The following is a 21269-nucleotide window of genomic DNA, read 5'->3' as shown; positions in this document are numbered from 1 at the left end:
TGACGGGGTGAACGGACCGGAGATCGACGTCGAATTCGCCCCCGAACTGGGGATGTTCGTCCCGCACGCGCGACGCACCGGCGCCACCGCCGTGGGCACCGACGGATCCTCCACGCTCGGCCACGTCGTCGAGTCGCTGGGCGTCCCGCTGACCGAGGTGGGAGCCCTGGTCGTGGACGGGCGACCGGTGTCCTTCTCGCACATCCCGGCGGCCGGTGAATCGGTCCGGGTGCGGGCGGTCGAGCGCCCGCAGCAGGTGCCCGGGGCCCCGCTCCGCTTCCTCCTCGACGTCCACCTCGGCACGCTCGCCCGCCGGCTGCGGCTGCTGGGCGTCGACACGGCGTACGAGTCCACGGACATCGGTGACCCGGCGCTCGCCGCCCGGTCCGCGGCCGAGCGGCGCGTCATGCTCAGCCGCGACCGCGGCCTGCTGCGCCGGCGTGAGCTGTGGGCGGGCGCCTACATCTACAGCACCCGGCCCGAGGACCAACTCCGCGACGTCCTCGGCCGGTTCGCGCCGGAGCTCAGGCCCTGGACGCGCTGCACCGCGTGCAACGGCCTGCTCGCCGGGGCCACCAAGGAGCAGGTCGCGGACCAGCTGGAGGGCGGCACCCAGCGGTCGTACGACGTCTTCGCGCAGTGCGGCGAATGCGGGCGCGCCTACTGGAAGGGCGCGCACCACGACCGTCTGGAGGCCATCGTGGTGCGCGCCCTGGCGGAGTTCGGGAGCCGCTGAGGCGGCGGCTCCCGAAAGATCTAACGCCTCGCCAGATCCCGTGCACCGCAGGCGAGTCCGTCCCTGCTGGGGTCGAGCCCCAGCGGGTCGTCCTTGCCGTTGACCTTCAACCGCCCGTAGTCGTTCTTCTTCAGCCAGGCGCAGCGGGAGGCCGTGGTCCTCTTCACGCCGTCCGGGAAGGCCGTCGGCACACAGACACCGACGCCGCCGTAGTGGCGGTCGCAGCCGGAGACCGCGCTGCCGACCTTCTGCGAACTCCGCTTCCGGCCCGGCTCGGCGACCTTGCCCTCCAGGGAGTCGGCGAAGGAGTGGACATGCGCCGAGGCGGTGTCCGCCGCAAGCACGGACGGGCCCTGGAGGTGTACCCACTGGGCGACGGAGGGCACGCCGCCCGCGTCGACGGCGAAGAGCATGTACCAGCCGGGCGGCGCCAGATCGGGATTGCTCGTCACGTTCAGGTCGACGTTGTCCCCGTCGACGGACAGCGGCAGGTCCACGAACCGCTGGTTGGGGTCCGAGGAGTGGGTCACCGCTGCCGGGCGGATCAGCTCGGCCTTGGCGATGGGCCGGTCGACGGTGATGCGCTGGGTGTCGCCGTACACCCACTCGCTGTCGATCACCGAGGTGATCGTGGGGCGGGTGCCCTTGAGGAGGTAGGGCGGGGTGTAGATGGACACGTTGTGGTTCCAGGTGCCGTTGCCCGGGTTGTCGCCGGTGGCCATCACCCGGCCGTCGGGCAGCAGGAACGCGGACGAGTGGTAGCCGCGGGCCTCCGGGTCGGCGGCCACCGGGTCGAAGGCCGAGGTCGCCGGGTCGAAGACCGACGCCTCGAAGACGGGGTCGGCGCGGTTGTGCAGGCCGCCGCCCGTCTCCAGGACCTTCCCGTCGGGCAGCAGGACGGCGGAGACGTACATCTTGCCCTGGTCGCCGGTCTGGGCGACCTTGCCGTCGCCCAGGTCCACCGTGCCCTGCGGGATCGGCGGGCCGGCGGTGTAGACCGGATCGGCGGCCTTGAGGTCGATGATGTCGGTGAGCCGGCCCGCGTCCGGGTTGGAGTCGATGTTGCCCCCGCCGAGCGTCAGGACCTTCTGGTCCTGGGCCGGGGGCAGCAGCACGCTCGCGGACTGGTCACGCTCGTCCTTGTTCTGGAGCCCGGGGACGGCGGTCGTGGTGTTGGCGTCGTAGTCGTAGATCGCGGAGCCCGTGCCCGGGGTGCCGTTGCCGAAGACATGGCTGCCCGAGTAGAAGAGCCGGCCGTCCTGCATGAGGATCATCGACGGGTACAGGCCCCAGTACGACCAGGTCTGGTTGACCTGCCACAGCGGCAGCCACTTCTGCTCGGCCGCCGACCAGCGTTCGGCGGTCACCGAGCCGGTGGAGTCCTCGCGCAGTCCGCCGAAGGAGATGACGTCGCCGTTGCCGAGCTCGGTGGCCGACGGATACCAGTGGCCGTCGTTCATGTCGTTGGTCTTGCTGTACGTCTCGGTGTCCGGGTCGAAGACGTACGAGTCCTTGTACCCCTCGTACCCGTGGCCGCCCGCGACCGGGAACGCCTTGTTGCCGCTCATGACCAGAACCCGCCCGTCGGACAGCTGGACGTGCCCGGCGCAGAACATGTCCTTCGGCGTGGGGATCACCTCGTACGTGCCGTTCGCCGGGTCGTAGACCGCGCTGGTGAACGTGCCCGCCGCGAAGTTCTCCTCGCTGTTGCCGGACCCCGCGATCAGCAGCACCTTGCCGTTCCTGAGCACGACGGAGTGCATGGACCGCACCGGGTTCTGGGTGGGCAGCACCGTCCACCTGCCGTCGGCGCACTCCTTCGCCGTGCCGGTGCACTCGGCGGGCGGGACCGGGTCGGAGACCTGTTCCATCGTGTAGTCGTCGGTGGTCGCCGAACCCGTGCCGTACACCGAGACACCCCAGGTGATGCGGTCGGTGCCGGCCGGGACCGCGGGGGTGCGGACCGTCGCCCGGGTCCAGCCGGCCGCCATGTCCAGGGTCTTGAGGTCGGTCCAGTACTGCCAGCCCGCCGTCGCGTCGTGCCGGAAGAGCGTGATCGCGGCGTCGGGGGTGGTGGTCTTGTACCAGAGCCCCAGGTCGTACTGCTTGCCCGCGCCGACCACCGGGGCACAGGCGGTGGACTCGGTGATCAGCGCCTTGCGGTCGCCGTCGGCCCGGCGGGTCAGTGTGACCTGCATGGCCTTGGTCCCGGAGTGGGAGTCGGCGACGGTGGCGAACGTGAAGTCGTTGTCGCCCCAGCCGGACTTCTCCCAGCAGTGGGGCATGCCGTCGGTGCCGGCGGTCTCGAACCCCGGGTTCGTGACGAGGTTGGCGGCGGACGCGGGTTGCGGCGCCACGAGCAGCAGGCCGGCGGCAAGGCCCGCCACGGCCAGCAGCGAGGTGGTCCGGCTCGGTCGCATCCGGAATCCGGTTCTGCTCACGCGCTTCTCCTTCCTGCGCGGCTTCCGCCCGCCGACGTGCCACGCCGGCGCGGCAGATAGATCAGCGCCTCGGTCCCCACGAAGCGCAGGACGAACGTCGTCACCAGGGCCAGCGCGGTGGCGCAGAGCGCGCCCATGCCGAAGCGGTCGACGAACAGCGCGATCAGCGGGATCCGCAGCACCAGGTCGGCGTTGGCGAGCAGCGCGAACCGGCCGACGCGGTCCCACCAGTGCCGGTGCCCGCGCCGCTCGCGGAACAGCAGATGCTCGATGAGCAGGAAGTTCCAGGCGACCCCGAGCTGGTTGGCGAGGATCTCCGCCGGTACGTAGTGCATTCCGGCGGCGGTGAGGGCGTACAGGCCGAGCAGGTTCGGCACGAAGCCGGTGGCGCCGATCAGCCCGAAGACGATCATGCGGGCGACGGGTGAGGCGGTGCGCAGTCCGACGAGGTGGCGCAGGAAGCGGAAGCCCTCCTGCGCGGTCGACTTGGACTCGCCCGCGAACCGGTCCTGGAAGACGAAGGGCACCTCGGTGACCTGCCGCGGGCGGCAGCGGACGGCGAGTTCGAGCAGGATCTTGTAGCCGAGCGGCTTGAGGACGTCGGCGGTGACGGCGCTGCGGCGGATCGCGAAGAAGCCGCTCATCGGGTCGCTGATACCGCTCAGCCGGCGTGGGAAGAGCGACTTGGTCAGCCAGGTCGCGCCGCGCGAGACGGCGATGCGGTAGCCGCCCGCGAGGCCTGCGCGGCTGCCGCCCTTGATGTACCGGCTGGCGACGACGAGCCCCGCGCCAGAGCGCTCGCCGCGGGCCACCAGTTCCGGCACCAGGGACGGCGGATGCTGGAGGTCGCCGTCCATGACGACGATCCAGTCGGAGGTGGCCGCCTTCAGTCCCTCGACGACCGCGCCGCCGAGGCCGCCCACGGGTTCGTCGCGGTGCAGCACCGTCACGGGGAACGGGCAGTCCTGCGCCGCCCGGGAGATGACGTCCGGGGTGTCGTCGCTCGAGTCGTCCACGAAGACGACCTCGCAGGGCAGCCGCGCGGGCACCGCCTCGGTGATGCGGTGCAGCAACTCCCGTATGTTCGCCGACTCGTTGAACGTCGGTACGACGATGGTGACGGCGCCCGGCTCGGGGATCTCGGCCGGGTGTACCGCCGGGTCCCCCAGTTCGTCCGGGACAGTGCTCTCGAAGCTGCTCATCGACTGCCTCCGGACGTCGCCGTGGTGGTGGTGTCGTTGATGTGCCTGATCTCGATGCGGTCCTCGCCCCTGCCGAAGGTCGCCACGGGTGTCGAGTGCTCGATGGCGGCCTTCACGGTGGGCAGGTCGACGGCGTCGCGCCGGACCGTCGGGGAGGCGACGACGTAGTCGAGGTCGCGCCAGCCACGCGGCATCGTCCTGGTGACCGCCGGGTCGAGGTCTGCCTTGTAGAACCAGATGACGCCGAGGCCGGGCCGGTAGCCCGCGTGCACGAGGTCGAGCCAGAGGGCGTCGTCGACGAGGACCCTGGTGCCGCGCGGGTCCCTCACCTCGGTCCGCAGCCAGGCGGACGCGGCCCGGTAGGGCGCGTTCGCGTCGGTGGTCACGGCGGTGCGGTCCCCGTCGTACCAGTCGGGCACGACATAGGCCCCGGCAGCCACCACGAGCACCGCCGCCAGGCCGCGGCGTCCCCAGGTGACGTACGTCTTCTCGGCGGTGCCGCGCCACCGTCGCAGTACCGCGTGGGAGACGCTCGCGGCGCCGCCGGCCAGGACCAGGGCGAGGAACGGCAGGGCCTGGATGACGTACATGGCGGGCAGGTAGCCGCTGGGGCGCATCGCCACCAGGGCGAGGATCGCGACGGTGAGCGCGGGTCCGGCGAGGGCGCGCGCGGTGACCGACCAGCGCCAGGTGGCCAGGAGCAGCAGGGCGCCTGCGAGCCCGCCGAGGGGCAGGACACGGTCGTAGTACAGCCAGGAGTGCAGGACTCCGTACGAGCCGCTGCCGGGGTCGAGGACGAAGCCGGAGCCGGGGCGGCTCATCTGGTACGTGATGCCGTCCCAGAGGGAGACGTGCCCGGAGCCGGGGAACAACTCGCCCTTGAGCAGGGCGAAGAGCGGGTACGCGAGGCCGATCAGCGCGCAGGCGGTGACGGCTCCGGTGAGCGCGAACTTGCGGGTGTCGCGGTGGCTGTGGCGCCACATGGTGACGAACAGCGCGGGCACGATGACGAGCATCGTCTCCTTGGTGAGCACGGCGGCCGCGGCCGCGATGCCCGCCCCGAAGTGGTGCCACAGATGGCGGCTCGGGGACGCGGCCAGGCAGAACGCGAGGAGCGTCCACATCACCGCGACGTTGTCGAGGAAGATCTCGCGCTGGAGCACGACCGACAGCGGGGACAGCCCGAAGAGCACCATCGCGAGGCCGGCCGCCCACGTCGGCAGCGAGAGACGGCGGGCGAGCACGTACACGAGGACCGTGCTCACGGCGCTGATCAGCAGCATGGCCGTGCGCATCGAGCCGACGGTCATCGAGGAGGGGCTGAGGTGCGCGGGGATCCAGGTCAGCAGGGCGATCTGGATCCAGCCGAGCGGCGGATGGTCGTACCAGTACGTGTAGTGGGCCAGGCCCTTGCCCTGCTGGACGGCCCAGGCCTGGGCGAGGTAGGTGCCCTCGTCGTCGCTGAGGGCGGGGTAGTCGGCGATGTTCCAGCCCTGGACGACGAGGATCGCCGCGAGCAGCACCCCGCACAGGATGAGGTCCGGGCGTGAACTGCGAAAGCGCAGGGACGGACGGGTGTCGGGGACGTTTTCGGGCGCATGGTGCCGCTGCGCGGGGACCGTGGGTGTGGTCGCCGCGGGAAGAGTGGAGGTCACGCGGGGACGTCCTCTCGGATCGCTTCGGTGAGGTGCGCGCCGACATGGCTGGTGAGCTCCCAGTCGTTGCGGCCCCGTTGCTCGCGCCAGACGGCGCGTACGGCGGCGCCCGCCAGCAGCACCTGGTAGAAGGGGCCGCCGACGACCAGCTTCAGGTAGTGGACGAAGCGGACCCGCAGCCCGTACTGCTTGCCGAAGTCGTGCAGTCCGACCAGTTCGAAGACGAACGTGACCAGGGCGGTCACCGCCGGCAGGAAGGTGATGAAGGCGATGCCGACCGGCACGTCGAGGAAGAGCGCGACGGCCACGTTGAGCGGGATGATCACGCCGGAGACGGCCTGAAGATAGGGCGTCATCAGCGTGTAGCGGGCGAGCAGCCGCTGCCCGAAGCCGGGGAGCTGTTTCCAGTCCCTCTTCCGGTAGACCTGGAGGAAGCCCTGGTTCCACCGGGTGCGCTGCTTCAGCAGGGACATCAGTGAGCCCGGGGTCTCCTCCTTGGTCACCATGTCGGAGTCGTAGGCGACGACGACCTTCTTGCCCACGCTGGACAGGCGTACACCGAGGTCGCAGTCCTCGGCGAGGCAGTCGGGGTCCCAGCCGTCGGCCTCCCGCAGGACGCCCGTGCGGACGAAGACGGTGTTGCCGCCGAGCGGAATGAATCCTTTCTGCGCGTGCAGATGGAGTCGCGAGCGGAACCAGAAGAAGTACTCCAGGCAGTTGCGCAGGCTGTACCAGCTGGAGTGGAAGTTGATGAGCTGGACGCCGCCCTGGACGACGTCCGCGCCCGTGGTGCGGAAGGCGTGGTCGACGTGGGCGAGCAGTTCCGGGTGGACCTGGTCCTCGGCGTCGAAGACCCCGACCACGTCGCCCCGGCAGTGCGGCAGGGCCGTGTTCATGGCCTTCGGCTTGTTCTTCTTCTCGTGGTGGTCGACGACCACACGCACCCGCGGGTCGCGCGCCTCGGCGGCGCGGGCCACCGCGGTGGTCTCGGGGTCGTCGTGGCCGACGATCACGATGATCTCGAAGTCGGTGTGGCCGGATTCGAGCAGCCGCTGGATGGTGTGGTCCAGCACGGCCTGCTCGTGCCGCGCGGGCAGCAGCAGCGAGAAGGACAGGCTCTCCCCGCCGTCCGGGCTGCTGAAGCGAGTGGAGGCCAGCACCTCGGGCGTACGCCACGCGTGCATCTGCCACCACAGGGTGAAGGCCGCCATCCAGAAGAGCGCCAGTGAAACGGCAGCAATGAAGACAGACGTGAGCAAAAGATCCCCCCAGATCCCCTATGACCCCCGGTCGCGACAATGAGTGACATCTGTCGCGTCCCGGTCAGACACTATGGGGGATCTGTGAAGTGCACAGGATCTTCCGGTGAAGAGCGTGTTTCATCACACTCGGTCGACTAACTGAACAATCCGAACACTGGTGACGTTTGGGCGAGTTGGGGGTCAGACCTTTCGGCCGCTCAGGGCCGCTTCGAGCCGGTCGGGGTCGGTCGTCGGGACCTCGCAGGCGAAGTTACGGCAGACGTACGCGGCAGGCCGTCCGTCGACCAGAAGTCGGCCGGAAAGCAACGGTAGTTCGTCACTGTCCGCCACCCCCGCAGCGACGACAGCCCCCGGCGCCGTGCCCAGGAGCGCCGTACGGTGCAGCGCCCTGGTCGCCGGATCGCCGACCGGTCCCACGACCGCGACCTCCCGCGGTCCGTCGAGGAGCGCCTCCGCCACCGCGAGACCCCAGCCGACGAAGCGCGGCGCGCGTGGCCCCAGCACCTTCACCACCCCCAACGCCCGCTCGGCGGCCGTGCGATGAGGCTCGGCACCGGTCTGCGCGGCATAGCTCAGCAGCGCCCCGGCCGCGGCACTCCACCCCGAGGGCGTGGCGTTGTCCGTGGGGTCCTGCGGCCGGCGGATCAGCGCCTCGGCGTCGGCCGCCGTGTCGTACAGGGCGCCCGACTCCGCGTCCGTGAACTGAGTGAGCACATGGTCGAGCAGGAAGCCCGCGAACTCCAGCCAGACCCCCTCCCCGGTGACGGACGCCAGCGCCAGGAAACTCTCGGCGACATCCGCGTAGTCCTCCAGCACACCGGCGTTGGCCCCGACGTGACCGTCCTTGCTGGTACGGGCCAGTCGCGCGTGGTCGTCCATGTGCAGCCGCACCAGGAGGTCGGCCGCGCCGATCGCGGCGTCCACGAGGTCGGGGCGGTCGAAGTACGCGCCGGTCTCCGCCAGGGCGGCGACCGCGAGGCCGTTCCACGCGGCGACCACCTTGTCGTCCCGGCCGGGGGCAGGTCGGCCGGCGCGCGCGGCGAACAGCCGCTGCTGCACGGAGGCGATCCGGTCGGCGTCGACGACGCCCTCGTGCTGGGGCAGCCGCAGCACGGAGGCACCCTCCTCGAAGGTGCCCTCCTCCGTCACCCCGAAGTGCTGGGCGGCGAGTTCGGCGTCCTCACCGAGGACCTCGCGCAGCTGCTCCGGCGTCCACACGTAGTACGCGCCCTCGACGTGGCGGCCCGTCCCGTCGTCGCTGTCGGCGTCCAGGGCGGAGGCGAACCCGCCCTCCTCGGTGCGCAGTTCACGCACCATGAAGTCCGCGGTCTCCAGGGCGACGCGGCGCGCGAGCCCGGAGCCGGTGACACGCCACAGATGGGCGTAGACCCGGCACAGCAGCGCGTTGTCGTACAGCATCTTCTCGAAGTGCGGCACGACCCACTCGCGGTCGACGGAGTACCGGGCGAACCCCCCGCCCAGCTGGTCGTAGATGCCGCCGCGCGCCATCCGTTCACAGGTGTCCACGGCCATCTGGAGCGCACCCTCGGAGCCGGTCCGCGCGTGGTGCCGCAACAGGAATTCGACCACCATCGACGGCGGGAACTTGGGCGCCCCGCCGAATCCGCCCCGCGCCGTGTCGTAGTCCCGGGTGAGCCCGAGGAGCGCGCCGGCCAGCTCCTCCTCGCCGGGCACCCGGCCGTCGCCGAAACTCATCTCGCGCCCGGCCAGGTCCCGCACGATCTTCCCCGCGACCTCGGCGACCTCGTCGCGCCGGTCGGTCCAGGCGCTGGTGACACCCTCCAGGACCTGCGGGAAGGACGGCATGCCGTGGCGGGGCGCGGGCGGGAAGTACGTGCCGAAGTAGAACGGCTCGGCGTCCGGTGTGAGGAACACGGTCATGGGCCAGCCGCCCTGCCCGGTCGCGGCCTGCACGGCCTCCATGTAGACGGCGTCGACGTCCGGCCGCTCCTCGCGGTCGACCTTGACGCTCACGAAGTGCTCGTTCAGGTACGCGGCGGTGGCGTCGTCCTCGAAGGACTCGTGCGCCATGACATGGCACCAGTGACAGCTGCTGTAGCCGACGCTCAGCAGCACCGGCACGTTCCGTCTGCGGGCCTCGTCGAAGGCCTCGGCCGACCACGGCCACCAGTCGACGGGGTTGTCGGCGTGCTGGAGCAGATACGGGGACGTCTCATGGGCCAGTCGGTTCACACCCCCACTCTCCCACGGTGTCCCGGGCGGCAAAGAAGCACGCGGGTGCCGGGCGCGCCCCCGCGGGTGAGCCGCGTCCGCGCCGGGCCCCGGGAGGTCTGCCCGGCGTGGAGGAACCGGGCGCACTGCGCGAATGATCGACGGTCCTCTGTCCTTCACGTCCCGCACGAAGGACACTCGTAGGCCAAGGAGTTGCTGCCGGAGGGGGACGTGACATGCGGGACAGCCATCGGGCGGAGGCCGAGCGGCTGTTGGCCCGGGCCGTCGAGGAAGAGGTGCGGCGCTCGGGCGGGCGCGTCGATGGAGGCGTGCTGCTGTCGCGGGCACGGGCCGCCCTCGACGCGATGGGACAGACGGCCACCGAGGAGTACGGAGCGTACACACGCGCACTCGACGAGGCCGAGGCAGGACAGCTGACGTTCGGGCAGCGCTACGCACGGGAGCGCGCCGGCACGTCCCTGCTGGTCACGGCCGTGGCGGCGGCTGCCGCCGTCGTCGCGGACCTGGCGTTCGGCACGGGCGCGGGCACGGCTGTCGGCGCGGGCGCCACCGTCGCCGTGGCGGGAGCGGCTGCCACCGTGCTCAAGGTGACCGCCTCGCACGTGCCGGCCGCCAGTCGCCGGGCCGGGGCGCTCGGGCAGCCCGGCGGTGCCGAGCAGCTGCGCCTGCAGTGGCTGACCGCCCTGGAGGTCCGGGGCATCCGCCCCTTCCTCGACCAGCAGCGCGTGCTCAGCGCCTCCACGGGCGCCAAGCAGGGGGCGCCCCAGCTGCGCCGCACCGACAAGAGCGCGGCCGCCCGGCGACGCAATGTCCTGGAGCAGTCGTTCGGCCAACTGCCCAAGCCGGAAGGACCGTTCGCCGGCCGGCGGACGGAGCTGTCGCGGATCGCGCAGTGGGTGCAGGCGGCACGGGCGAGCACCGAGACCCGCCCGACGGTCGTCGTGCTGCACGGAGCACCCGGCTCCGGCCGCAGCACCCTCGCCGTCCGGGCGGCGCACGACCTCAGGGACCAGTTCCGCGGCGCGTGCGTGGTGGACCTGCGGGGCGACAGCCCGGACGACCCGCCGCTGACCACCCGGGACGCGCTGCTGCACCTCCTCAACCGGCTCGGCGCCCCCCGCGAACAGCTCCTCTTCCGCGAACGCGCCTCACAGGACCAGCAGGTCAGGCGGCTGAGCGAGCTCTACCACCAGCATCTGACGGACCTGCCCGTGACGATCGTGCTGGACGACGCCAGCGACGCCGGACAGGTACGCACCCTGATCCCCGAGCGCTCCGACAGCCTGGTCCTGGTCACCTCCCGCAAACCGCTCGACCTGTCCGCCGACCTCGCCGCCTGGGTGCACCAGCTCCCCGTCGAGGCACTGGACGCGGCCGGCGGCGAGGAACTGCTGAACGCGGCGGCACAGGACGCCTCGGGCCCGTACGACGCCGAATCCAGTGACCGGGTAAGGGAGTTGTGCGGCGGGCTGCCGCTCGCCCTGCGCATCGCGGGCTCCTGCCTCGGCCCACGCACCCCGCGCCGGCTGGCCACCGACCTGGAGGCGTACGGCCCGGTGGAACCCGTCGAGCGGGTGCTGTGGCTGCGCTACACCGACCAGTCGGACACGGGCCGCCGGCTGCTGCGCCGGCTGGCCCTGGCGGGCCGCGCCTCCCTGGGCGCCGCCGCGGCGGCCTCCCTGCTGGCGACGGACGAACCGGAGGCGACCCGCCATCTCACCGCGCTCTCGCAGGCGGGGCTGATCGACCACGTGCGCGGCAGTCGCTACCGCCTGCACGACCTGGTCCGCTCCTTCGCCGCGGCCCGGCTGATGGACGAGGAGGAACCCTCCGAGCGCACGGCGGCCCAGGAACGCCTGATCGTGAACTACGCGGAACTCGCCGACTCGGTGATCCGCCTCGTCGACGGCAAGACGTCCACCCGTGCGGACCAGTTCGGCCCGCACGGCTTCACCTCGCTCGACGCGGCGCTGCGCTGGCTGGACGACGAGTCGAGCTTCATCACGGCGGCGCTGCGGCACGCGGAGGGCGTCAACCAGGCGGCGGTGCTCAATCTGCTCGGCGCCCTGTGCGACTACTGCCTGCTGCGCGGCGACCTCTACCGCCTGGGCGAGATCAGCGAGCTGACCCAGGCCGTCGACCAGGGACTGCTGGTCCGCTCGGTCCAGTGGCGCACCGGCATCGCCGCCCGCCAGCTGGGCGAACTGGACAAGGCGCGCACGACCCTGGCCTCCGTGGTGGACCTCTACTTCGAGGCGCACCACGACGCGGGCGCGGCCCGGGCGCTGTGCTCCCTCGGCATCACCCTGCACCACCAGGGCAACCTCACCGAGGCGGCGGCCAAGCTCCAAGAGGCCATGGACCTCCAGGCCTCCCCCGACCTGGCGGCCGACCGGGCCTGGACGATGCACGCGCTCGCCGCGGTGGAGCGGGACCGCTCCCGGCTCGCCCAGGCGCTCGACCTGCTGACCCAGGCCCTCGTCCTGCACCGCGAGAGCGAATCCGTGCACGGCGAGGCGTGGACCCACTTCCACCTCGGCCAGCTGGGCCTGCGCATGGGCGACGTGCCGCGCGCCGACCGCGAGCTGCGCGAGGCCCTGGACCTGTACGGCCGCACCCGCGACCCCCGCGGCGAGGCCTGGGCCCTGACCCAGCTGGCCCGCGCCCGGCTCGTCGAGGGCGACCCGTCCTCCGCGGTCGACGGCCTGCGCCAGGCCGCGTCCCGCCACCGCGAGAACGAGGACGCGCGCGGCGAGGCCTGGACCGTCTACTACCTCGGCCAGGCCCTGGAGGAGACCGGCAACCTGAATCAGGCGGTCCGCGAGCTGGAGCGCTCCCGGACGATGTTCTCCCGCATGCGGGACGTGTACGGGCTCGCGTGCGCCCGGCACCACTCGGCCCGGGTCACCCGCGACCAGCGCGCCGCCCAGACCGGCTCCCTGCGCAACTCCGGCTTCGCCCGCCAGCTCCTCGTCGACGCGCGCGCCGACTTCCAGCGCATCGGGGTCGCACACGGCGAGGCGTGGACCTGCCTGGAGCTCGCGGTCGTCGACGCGGGGAACGCGCGCACCCAGCAGGCTCTGACCCTGTGCGACGAGGCGGTGGACCTCTTCACCTCGTACGGGGACCGGCGGGGCGGGGACTGGGCCCGCTTCCTGCGCTGCACCCTGCTCCCGTACGCGGCCACCGGGGGCTACGAGGTGGGCGCCGCCGTCGCCGAGGAAGAGCTCGCCCAGCTCTCCCGTGCCGGCCACACCTCCCGCGACGGAAAGCTGGACGACTGCATCGAGGCGTACCGGCTGCTGCTGGAACGCGGGGTCGACCTGGACGCCGGCTGGCAGGCGTGGCGCCTCGGCCTGGTCCCGGGCCGCCACGCCCGGGACGTGATGGGTGTGGCGGTGCCGTCGGCCCGGTAGGACGGTCCTGTCGTCCGCGGAGGAGGGGATCCGGTGGAGCTGGTCGGGCGCGCGCGGGAGCAGTTGGCGGGTGGCCGCCCGCTGGTGGTGACCGGCGAGCCCGGCATGGGGAAGCCCGCCTTTCCCGGCGTACTCGCGCGGCTACTCGCCGAGGAGCGGGGGCTTCGCCCTCCCCGGCCGGGTGGAGCAGATGCCGCAGACGTTCGCCGCCGAGTACGCGTACGCGTTCGTCACCCGCTGCCTGGGTGGCGCGTTCGACCCGACCTTCCGGGCGCTCGCCGGGGCACCGCCGCACGGTCCGGCCGTGGCGACGCACTCGCAGCACGACCGCGCCACCGGCTTCTGGCATCTGCGCGTGCGCGGACAAACGAGCGGGCATCGGGTACACCGGCATCGGCCCAGCGCCCGCGCCGGTGTCCGCCGTCGCCATGCGGGGCGTCGAGGAGCCGTATCCGCACGGCGTCCTCGACCACCGCCTCGTCAGCGTCGACGCCAGTGCCGTGTTCACCCGCGGGAACGGCCCGGCGGGTGCGCACTCCGACCACCCGCGGCCGGAGTCCACGCACCCGCTGCTGTCCCTGGCGGACCGTTCGCACTGAGCCCGGCTCGGCGCGAGGTCCGGCTCAGCCCTTCGCGGGGGAGGCCTTCCCGCCGGAGCCGACGGCGCCCTTGCCCGGGGCCGCCGAGTCCTTCTCCGGGTCCTCCTCGAAGGTGACCTTGCCCATGTGGCGGTTCATGGACTTCATCAGCCCCCACACGGCCAGGGCCATCACCGCGAAGACGATGAAGCCCAGGACGCCGGGAGTGACCTTGTTCTCGTCGACCTCCTTGGCGAGGGGGACGAGGTGCGTCAGTGCCTGGCTTGCGCTCATGTCAGGCATTGTCGCGGATGCCCGCGAAGAGGTCGTCCTCGGGGAGGGAGGTGTCGACGAGAGACTTGGCGAGCTCGTACTCCTCGGTCGGCCAGACCTCCTTCTGGAGCTCCATCGGGACCTTGAACCAGCCGCCGTCGGGGTCGATCTGCGTGGCGTGCGCGATGAGCGCCTTGTCACGGATCTCGAAGAACTCGGCGCACGGGATGTGCGTGGTCAGCGTGCGCTCCGTGCGCTCGAACTCGCTCCAGCGCTTCAGCCACTCCCCGTACGGGGAGTCGAGGCCGCGGTCCAGCATGGCCTGGTGCAGCGCCTCGGTGCGCGGGCGGTTGAAGCCCTGGTTGTAGTACAGCTTCCGCGGCTGGAAACCCGGACCGTACTCGGACTCCGGGTACTTCTCGGTGTCGGCCGCACCCTCGAACGCCACCATCGAGATCTTGTGGGTCATGATGTGATCGGGGTGCGGGTAGCCGCCGTTCTCGTCGTAGGTGGTGATCACCTGCGGGCGGAAGGAGCGGATCTGCTTGACCAGCTCACCGGCCGCCTTGTCCACGTCCTCCAGGGCGAAACAGCCCTCGGGAAGGGGCGGCAGCGGGTCGCCCTCGGGAAGGCCCGAGTCGACGAAGCCGAGCCATTCCTGCTTGATGCCGAGGATCTCGCGGGCCTCGTCCATCTCCCTCTTGCGTACCTCGTGGATGTGCTCCTCGATGTACTTGTCGCCCTGGAGCTTCGGATTGAGGATGGAGCCGCGCTCGCCACCCGTGCAGGTCACGACCAGCACGTCCACCCCCTCGGACACGTACTTCGCCATGGTCGCCGCGCCCTTGCTCGACTCGTCGTCGGGGTGGGCGTGCACGGCCATCAGTCGCAGCTGGTCAGTCAAGACTCAATCCTCGGTCAGTCGGCTGTCGCCTCGGTGGATCAGCGGTCGGCGCCCGGCGTGAGAGAGCGCCTCGGGCGGCTTCTATAGTGACGGAATCGGGGGGCCAATAATTCCAGGGCCCTGTCTCCGGGCCCCCTTCCAGGACCCCTGGTCCCGGCCCTGCCGAGAGGACGATCATGAGTACGGCGAGCACCCAGCTGCCCGAGGGCCGCTACGGCCGCTCCGCGGACGAGCGCGCCGACCGGAAACTCAAGATCATCGGTGGCGTTCTGGGCGTCGCCCTGCTGGCCCTGATCGGCTGGTTCGCGTCCTACTACGTCGGCGGCAGCAAGATCAGCGCGGAAGTGATCACCTTCAAGGCGGTCTCGGACAGCGCCGTCGAGGTGCACCTGGAAGTGCGCAAGGACACAGACGCCCACGGCTACTGCACGCTGCGCTCGCAGTCCGAGGACGGCGGGGAGGTGGGCCGGGCCGACTTCCGCTTCGACCAGAGCTCGTCACGCGTCGACAAGGTGGTTACCCTGCGTACGACGGCCCGTGGCACCACGGCGGAGCTGCTCGGCTGTCACGCGGACTGAGCGAACCGGCAGGCGGCGGGACCACACGGGCGGACATCACCCGCAGCTCCTACCAGCACATACCCACTGACCTGCACTGACGTAATTCTGATGCGTTATGTCCTCCCTTTCGAGCCACTGAATTGTTAGGCTCGTGGTTTCGCCCACCCGTGAAGGAACATTCTTCTGGGTAGGGCGATGCTTTGTATTCCCAGTACCTACGAGGAGCACCTGTGACCCAGACCAGCGAGAACGTCACCTGGCTGACCCAGGAGGCGTACAACCAGCTCAAGGCCGAGCTGGAGTACCTGTCTGGTCCTGCGCGCACGGAGATCGCCGCCAAGATCGCGGCCGCGCGCGAGGAGGGCGACCTGCGCGAGAACGGCGGGTACCACGCGGCCAAGGAGGAGCAGGGCAAGCAGGAGCTCCGTGTGCGCCAGCTGACCCAGCTCCTGGAGAACGCCAAGGTCGGCGAGGCTCCCGCGGCGGACGGTGTGGTCGCACCGGGCATGGTCGTCACCATCGCCTTCGACGGCGACGAGGACGACACCCTGGTCTTCCTGCTGGCCTCGCGCGAGTACGCGAGCTCCGACATCGAGACCTACTCCCCGCAGTCCCCGCTGGGCTCCGGTGTGAACGGCAAGAAGGTCGGCGAGGACGCCCAGTACGAGCTGCCGAACGGCAAGCTCGCCTCGGTGAAGATCCTCAAGGCCGAGCCGTACCAGGGCTGAGCCCGGGACCGACGACTACGACGATGCCCCCGGCCGTGCGGCCGGGGGCATCGTCATGTCGTGTCACGCGGTGGCGGACCGGTACTTGCGCACCGCCAGGGTCCGGAAGAGCACGATGATCAGGACCGAGTAGATCACCGAGGCCCAGACCGAGTGCTGCATGGGCCAGGCTTGCGACGTGGACTGCGCATGTCGTCACCCTGGCCAGCGTTGACGACACAAGATCCGGGAACCGTCAACCTGTCGCCCGGCGATACTTCCGGACCGCGAGTGTGCGGAAGAGCAGGATGATCACGACCGACCAGATCAGCGAGGCCCACACGGGGTGTTGCATAGGCCAGGCATCAGGCGTTTGGAAGCCCGGGGGAAGGTTTCCGAATAGCTCGCGGCATGCTTGCACGGTGGCGCTGAACGGGTTCCACTCCGCGATGTGCCGCAGGAAGGTGGGCATCTGATTGGCGTCCACAAAGGCGTTCGAGATGAACGTCAGCGGAAACAGCCAGATCAAACCGCCCGAGGTCGCTGCTTCAGGAGTGCGGACGGACAGGCCGATGAGTGCGCCGATCCACGAGAACGCGTAACCGAGAAGCAGGAGCAGCCCGAAGCCGGCGAGCACCTTGCCGATGTTCTCGTGCGTGCGCCAGCCGACGATCACGGCGACGACAGCCAGGACGACGAGTGTGAGCGCCGTCTGCACCAGGTCGGCGAAGGTGCGCCCGGTCAGCACCGCACCACGGGCCATCGGCAGGGAGCGGAAGCGGTCGATGAGACCCTTGTGCATGTCGTCGGCGATGCCCGCACCCGCACCCGCCGTAGCGAACGTGACAGTTTGGGCGAAGATCCCGGCCATCAGGAACTCGCGGTAAGCCTGGGTGGAGCTGGACGAGCCGACCTGGATTGAGCCACCGAACACGTAGGTGAACAGCACCACAAACATAATTGGCTGGATCAGGCCAAAAATGAGCATCTCGGGAATCCGGCCCATACGAATCAAGTTCCTACGGGCGATGACCGCGGAATCATTGATGGCGCTCACTTCACCTGCTCCTTCAAGACGTGGCTCCGCCGGCCTCTGATCAGATTGCGCTTGGCGACGACCAGCGAGTCACGCACGGACTGGCCGACCGGGTTCGAGGGTGCCGTGAGCTGCACGGCGTCACTGGCGGCACTCACTTGCCGGCCTCCTTCTTGCGCTGACGGCTCGCGCCGTCCGCCGCTGGGGTGTCCTCGTCCTTCGCCTCGGCCACATGGCCCGTGAGCGAGAGGAAGACGTCGTCGAGGGTGGGGCGGCGCAGGCCGATGTCGTCGATCTCGATGCCGCGGGTGTCCAGCTCGCGGATGACCTCCGCGAGGAGCTTCGCGCCGCCGGTGACGGGCACGGTGAGCTTGCGGGTGTGCTCCTCGACCGTGGTCTCGCCCTTGCCGAAGCCCCGCAGCACCTCGGAGGCGGTCGCCATGTGTTCGCGGTCGTGCACGACGACCTCGACCCGCTCGCCGCCGGTCTGCGCCTTGAGCTGGTCGGCGGTGCCGCGGGCGATGACGCGGCCGTGGTCGACCACGCAGATGTCGTGCGCGAGGTGGTCGGCCTCTTCGAGGTACTGGGTGGTGAGCAGCAGCGTCGTGCCCCCGGAGACCAGCTGCTTGATGACGTCCCACAGCTGCTGGCGGTTGCGCGGGTCGAGGCCGGTCGTCGGCTCGTCCATGAACATCACCGGCGGGGAGACGACCAGGGCGGCCGCCAGGTCGAGCCGGCGGCGCATGCCGCCCGAGTACGTCTTGGCGGTGCGGTCGGCGGCGTCGCTGAGGTTGAACTGCTCCAGCAGTTCCTCGGCACGGACCTTCGCCGCCTTCGCCTTCATCTGGTAGAGCTGGCCGACCATCTGGAGGTTCTCGCGGCCGGTCAGATATTCGTCGACCGCGGCGAACTGTCCGGAGAGGCCGACCCTGCGGCGGACCGCGTCGGGGTTCTTGAGCACGTCCACGCCCGCGACGACCGCCTTGCCGCTGTCGGGGCGCAGCAGGGTCGTCAGGCAGCGGACCGCGGTGGTCTTGCCCGCGCCGTTCGGACCGAGCAGGCCCAGGACGGTGCCCTCCGGGACATCGAGGTCGACGCCGTCCAGAGCCCTTACGTCACCGAAGGTCTTCACCAGGCCTTCGGCATAGATGGCGCCTGGCATGTGAGTTTCTCCACGTCGTTGGGGATTTGCACGGAAATGTCTTGCTTTTGCCCTGTACGGCACGCCCGGGCCGGTGGGGTCTTCGTCCGCGGGCAGGGCGTGTGGCAAGGGGCACACCGTAACGCGATGTATCGCGTCACTCAACAGATTTTTCCATCCGGGACCGACAGTGGGACGAACAGTGGCCCTGACCTCGGCCGATGCCTCGCCGGGCTCAGTCGATGACGGTGTACCCCGCCTCACGCAGCGCCAGATTCACCTCGGCGCAGTGCTCGGGCCCCTTCGTCTCCAGGTGCAGCTCGACCTCCACCTCCGTGAGCCCGAGCCGTGGGTCGGTCCGAACGTGACTCACATCGAGGACGTTAGCGTCCGCCACTGACAACACCCCGAGAAGTGTGGCGAGAGCCCCGGGACGGTCGGTCAGCCGCAGCGTGACCGCGAGGTAGCGGCCGCTCGCCGCCAGGCCGTGCCGCAGGATGCGCTGGATCAGCAGCGGGTCCACGTTCCCGCCCGACAGCAGGGCCACCACCGGGCCCTCGAAGCTGCGCGGATCCCGCAGCAGCGCGGCGACCGGGCTCGCGCCGGCGGGCTCCACGACCAGCTTGGCGCGCTCCAGGCACAGCAGGAGCGCGCTCGACAGGTTGTTCTCGGAGACCGTGCGGACCTCGTCCACCAGTTCGGCGACGATCCGGAACGGCACGTCGCCGGGCCGGCCGACCATGATGCCGTCGGCCATCGTCGCCGGGTGGTCGATCGACAGCGGGCGCCCCGCCGCCAGCGACGGCGGGTACGCCGCGGCACCCTCGGCCTGCACGCCCACGATCCGCACGTCCGGGCGGATCGTCTTCACGGCGAGCGCGACGCCCGCGGCCAGCCCGCCGCCGCCCATGCCGATGACGATCGTGCGCACCTCGGGGCACTGCTCCAGGATCTCCAGCCCGACCGTGCCCTGGCCCGCGATGACGTCCGGGTGGTCGAAGGGGTGGATGAAGACGGCACCCGTCTCCGCCGCGTACGTCTGAGCGGCGGCGAGCGTCTCGTCCACCACCTGGCCGTGCAGCCGCACGTCGGCCCCGTACTCGCGGGTGGCCGCGACCTTCGGCAGCGGGGCACCCGTCGGCATGAACACCGTGGCGCGCACCCCGAGCAGCGAGGAGGCCAGCGCGACGCCCTGCGCGTGGTTGCCGGCGCTCGCCGCGACCACGCCCGCCGCGCGCTCCTCCGGCAGCAGCCCGGCGATCCGCACGTAGGCGCCGCGCAGCTTGAACGAACCGGTCCGCTGGAGGTTCTCGCACTTGAAGTGGACCGGAGCGCCGACCAGCTGGGTGAGGTACCTGCTGCCCTCCATCGCGGTCATCCGCGCCACGCCCGTGAGCATCTTCTGCGCGCCACGGACGTCGTCGAGAGTCACGCTGGGAAAGGAGTCAGCCGTGCTGTAGCTCATGACCACCAGTCTCGCAGTTCACGCGGGTCCGCTCCCTGCTTGACCACGCTGCGAGACTGGTTTGCTCAGCGCAGGTACGACCCGCCTCCCGGCCGCGTACCCTGTCCCCCAACCCAGCCTCCCACGCATGAATTGAGCCCCCGGCCATGCCCACAACACCTGAAATGTCGATGGACATGACGACCGTCGGTGACACCGGTCTTCTCGACACGCTGCAGCACGAGGTCGCGGTGTTCGCGCGCCGTGCCGAACAGACCCGGCTCGGCGGGGTGGGGCAGGTGCGCAACTCCATGGACCGCGCCGCGTACCTGCTGCTCAACCGCCTCGACAAGGAGGGCCCGATGGGCGTCAAGGCGCTCGCCGCGAGCATGGGCATCGACTCCTCGACGGTCACCCGGCAGGTGGCCCCGCTCGTCGACACCGGGCTCGTGAAGCGGACCTCGCACCCCGAGGACGGGCGCGCCGTGGTGCTCCAGCTGTCGCCGCGCGGGCAGGCCCGGCTCGACGAAGTGCGCTCCTCCCGGCGTCAGTTGATGGCCGAGCTGACCCACGACTGGGCGCCGGAGGAGCGTGAGGCCTTCTGCACGCTCCTCACGCGCTTCAATGGCGCCCTCTCCGCACGTCAGGCGGCCCACGGCGGGCCCGTCGCCGAGTCCCAGCCGACTTCCTGACCTCCGCGGGCGCACTTCGCCGTGTCGCAGGCCCGGAGCGCCGCCGCCGCACGCGCGGGGCGGCCCGCCCGGAGAAGGGCCCCCGGGACGGGGTGTCCGGCGCGGGCAGGATATGCCCGCGCTCGCATGGGTGTGCCCCGGGCTCTTGACCGGAAGGCGGCGCCTGGCCTCATATGAGACCGGGTCCTCCTCGTACGCGGTGCGGCACCCCGTACGCGGCCGGGCCCCGTCCCCTCGGGGGCGCTCTCAGGCGGGAGGCGTGGTGCGAGAACGGCAGGCGTCCCAAGACGCCCGCCGGGCCCGGGAGTTCGAGGCGTTCGTCGCGGGCGCGGCAGGGCGGCTGCTGCATGCCGCCACGCTGCTCACGGCCGAACCCCGCGACGCCAACCCGCGCGCGCGGCGCCTGCTGGTGCTGGCCCTCGCCCACACGTACGCCTCCTGGGACCGGCTGCGCGGCGAGGACCCGTACGACTGCGCCCGCCAGCAGCTGGCCGTCCGCTTCGCGCGTTCGGCCTGGCACCAGTACGGGAGTTTCGGCCGGCCGCGCCCCTCCCCCGACCACGTGCTGGCCCGGCTCACGCCCCAGCAGCGGCTGATCCTGGTGCTGCGGCTGTACGAGGGAGTCGCCGAGGAACAGACGGCGGCCCTGCTCGGGCTGCCGGCGGAACGGGTGCGGACGATCTGCGCCCGCTCGATGGCGACGCTGCTGCACCCGCCGCGGGGCCCGGCGCCGGCCGTCGTGGAGGTGGCGCCGTCGTGAGCCTGCACGAGCGTGAGGCGGCCGTACGGCGGATGCTGGAGCAGGCGCCGCCCACGGTGCCGCCCGACCTGCACGGGGACGTCGTCCGTCGCGGAGGCCGCATGCTGCGCCGTAGGAGGGCGGCCCGGCGCCTGATGTGGCTGGTGCTGTTCGCCGCGGCCGTCGCCTTCACCGTATGGGCGGCGACGGCCCGCCCGTGGGTGGAGCCGCCGTCGCAGACGACCCCACCGCTGACCGGCTGGTGAACG

General features: G+C 71.0%; 19 protein-coding genes and 1 pseudogene. 8 read left to right on the top strand and 12 right to left on the bottom strand.

Going from position 1 to position 21269, the window contains the following annotated elements:
* Positions 1 to 7: 7 nt before the first annotated feature.
* A complete protein-coding gene (locus tag H305_RS0126260; protein WP_028803035.1) occupies positions 8 to 736 on the top strand; it encodes a Mut7-C RNAse domain-containing protein in 729 nt (242 codons plus the stop codon).
* Between the two features lie 20 nt (positions 737 to 756).
* On the opposite strand, the gene H305_RS0126255 is transcribed toward H305_RS0126260, so the two are convergent.
* The 5 genes from H305_RS0126255 to H305_RS0126235 all read right to left on the bottom strand — a co-directional run bounded on the left by H305_RS0126255 (position 757) and on the right by H305_RS0126235 (position 9510).
* Positions 757 to 3156: a galactose oxidase early set domain-containing protein gene (locus tag H305_RS0126255; protein ID WP_028803034.1), complete on the bottom strand. Its 2400-nt coding sequence runs from the start codon at positions 3154 to 3156 to the stop codon at positions 757 to 759.
* Between the two features lie 17 nt (positions 3157 to 3173).
* Positions 3174 to 4379 (bottom strand): glycosyltransferase, encoded by a 1206-nt coding sequence (locus tag H305_RS0126250; protein WP_028803033.1) that lies wholly within the window; start codon positions 4377 to 4379, stop codon positions 3174 to 3176.
* Positions 4376 to 6034, bottom strand: a complete 1659-nt coding sequence (locus H305_RS0126245; protein WP_028803032.1) for an ArnT family glycosyltransferase — start codon at positions 6032 to 6034, stop codon at positions 4376 to 4378. Before H305_RS0126245 ends, H305_RS0126250 begins: the two co-directional genes overlap by 4 nt.
* Complete coding sequence (locus tag H305_RS0126240) at positions 6031 to 7293, bottom strand: glycosyltransferase (protein WP_028803031.1); 1263 nt, start codon at positions 7291 to 7293, stop codon at positions 6031 to 6033. Before H305_RS0126240 ends, H305_RS0126245 begins: the two co-directional genes overlap by 4 nt.
* 183 nt (positions 7294 to 7476) lie before the next feature.
* Complete coding sequence (locus H305_RS0126235) at positions 7477 to 9510, bottom strand: thioredoxin domain-containing protein (RefSeq protein WP_028803030.1); 2034 nt, start codon at positions 9508 to 9510, stop codon at positions 7477 to 7479.
* A 215-nt stretch (positions 9511 to 9725) separates the two neighbouring features.
* On the opposite strand from H305_RS0126235, the gene H305_RS0126230 reads away from it, so the two are divergent.
* Both H305_RS0126230 and H305_RS54110 read left to right on the top strand, forming a co-directional pair.
* Positions 9726 to 12926, top strand: coding sequence for a tetratricopeptide repeat protein (locus H305_RS0126230; RefSeq protein ID WP_028803029.1), 3201 nt, complete (start codon positions 9726 to 9728; stop codon positions 12924 to 12926).
* 413 nt (positions 12927 to 13339) lie between these two features.
* Positions 13340 to 13525 carry a hypothetical protein gene (locus H305_RS54110; protein WP_028803028.1) on the top strand — a complete coding sequence of 62 codons (186 nt, stop codon included), beginning with the start codon at positions 13340 to 13342 and terminating at the stop codon, positions 13523 to 13525.
* 24 nt (positions 13526 to 13549) lie between these two features.
* Here H305_RS54110 and H305_RS0126220 read toward each other — a convergent pair whose 3' ends face one another.
* Both H305_RS0126220 and mca read right to left on the bottom strand, forming a co-directional pair.
* Positions 13550 to 13807 (bottom strand): hypothetical protein, encoded by a 258-nt coding sequence (locus tag H305_RS0126220; protein WP_078629257.1) that lies wholly within the window; start codon positions 13805 to 13807, stop codon positions 13550 to 13552.
* Entirely contained in the window at positions 13800 to 14660 is an 861-nt protein-coding gene (mca, locus tag H305_RS0126215; protein ID WP_037765361.1) for a mycothiol conjugate amidase Mca, read from the bottom strand. Before mca ends, H305_RS0126220 begins: the two co-directional genes overlap by 8 nt.
* A 197-nt stretch (positions 14661 to 14857) precedes the next feature.
* Between mca and H305_RS0126210 the strand changes: the two genes are divergently transcribed.
* Positions 14858 to 15259: a DUF4307 domain-containing protein gene (locus H305_RS0126210; protein ID WP_028803025.1), complete on the top strand. Its 402-nt coding sequence runs from the start codon at positions 14858 to 14860 to the stop codon at positions 15257 to 15259.
* A gap of 212 nt (positions 15260 to 15471) precedes the next feature.
* Positions 15472 to 15969 carry a transcription elongation factor GreA gene (gene greA / locus H305_RS0126205; RefSeq protein ID WP_028803024.1) on the top strand — a complete coding sequence of 166 codons (498 nt, stop codon included), beginning with the start codon at positions 15472 to 15474 and terminating at the stop codon, positions 15967 to 15969.
* 63 nt (positions 15970 to 16032) lie between these two features.
* Here the strand turns inward: greA and H305_RS52620 are convergent.
* The 5 genes and pseudogenes from H305_RS52620 to ilvA form a co-directional block, all read right to left on the bottom strand.
* Positions 16033 to 16155 (bottom strand): annotated as a pseudogene (locus H305_RS52620) (ABC transporter permease); the annotation flags it as partial.
* A 49-nt stretch (positions 16156 to 16204) separates the two neighbouring features.
* Positions 16205 to 17005, bottom strand: a complete 801-nt coding sequence (locus H305_RS0126195; RefSeq protein WP_028803023.1) for an ABC transporter permease — start codon at positions 17003 to 17005, stop codon at positions 16205 to 16207.
* On the bottom strand, positions 17002 to 17142 hold the full coding sequence (locus tag H305_RS53505; RefSeq protein WP_158690578.1) for a hypothetical protein: 141 nt from the start codon (positions 17140 to 17142) through the stop codon (positions 17002 to 17004). The genes H305_RS0126195 and H305_RS53505 overlap by 4 nt, the downstream gene beginning before the upstream one ends.
* Entirely contained in the window at positions 17139 to 18146 is a 1008-nt protein-coding gene (locus H305_RS0126185; RefSeq protein WP_028803022.1) for a daunorubicin resistance protein DrrA family ABC transporter ATP-binding protein, read from the bottom strand. The genes H305_RS53505 and H305_RS0126185 overlap by 4 nt, the downstream gene beginning before the upstream one ends.
* A gap of 214 nt (positions 18147 to 18360) precedes the next feature.
* Complete coding sequence (ilvA, locus tag H305_RS0126180; RefSeq protein ID WP_028803021.1) at positions 18361 to 19590, bottom strand: threonine ammonia-lyase; 1230 nt, start codon at positions 19588 to 19590, stop codon at positions 18361 to 18363.
* Between the two features lie 164 nt (positions 19591 to 19754).
* Here ilvA and H305_RS0126175 point away from each other — a divergent pair, with 164 nt between their 5' ends.
* From H305_RS0126175 to H305_RS55070, 3 genes are all read left to right on the top strand, one after another.
* Positions 19755 to 20261 carry a MarR family winged helix-turn-helix transcriptional regulator gene (locus tag H305_RS0126175; protein ID WP_199791457.1) on the top strand — a complete coding sequence of 169 codons (507 nt, stop codon included), beginning with the start codon at positions 19755 to 19757 and terminating at the stop codon, positions 20259 to 20261.
* 262 nt (positions 20262 to 20523) lie between these two features.
* On the top strand, positions 20524 to 21021 hold the full coding sequence (locus H305_RS55075; protein ID WP_028803019.1) for a sigma factor-like helix-turn-helix DNA-binding protein: 498 nt from the start codon (positions 20524 to 20526) through the stop codon (positions 21019 to 21021).
* Positions 21018 to 21266, top strand: coding sequence for a hypothetical protein (locus H305_RS55070; protein WP_028803018.1), 249 nt, complete (start codon positions 21018 to 21020; stop codon positions 21264 to 21266). The genes H305_RS55075 and H305_RS55070 overlap by 4 nt, the downstream gene beginning before the upstream one ends.
* Positions 21267 to 21269: the final 3 nt, after the last annotated feature.

This window comes from Streptomyces sp. 142MFCol3.1 (genome assembly GCF_000424945.1).
GTDB lineage: Bacteria > Actinomycetota > Actinomycetes > Streptomycetales > Streptomycetaceae > Streptomyces > Streptomyces siamensis.
This window is presented reverse-complemented; position numbering and strand designations above follow the sequence as displayed.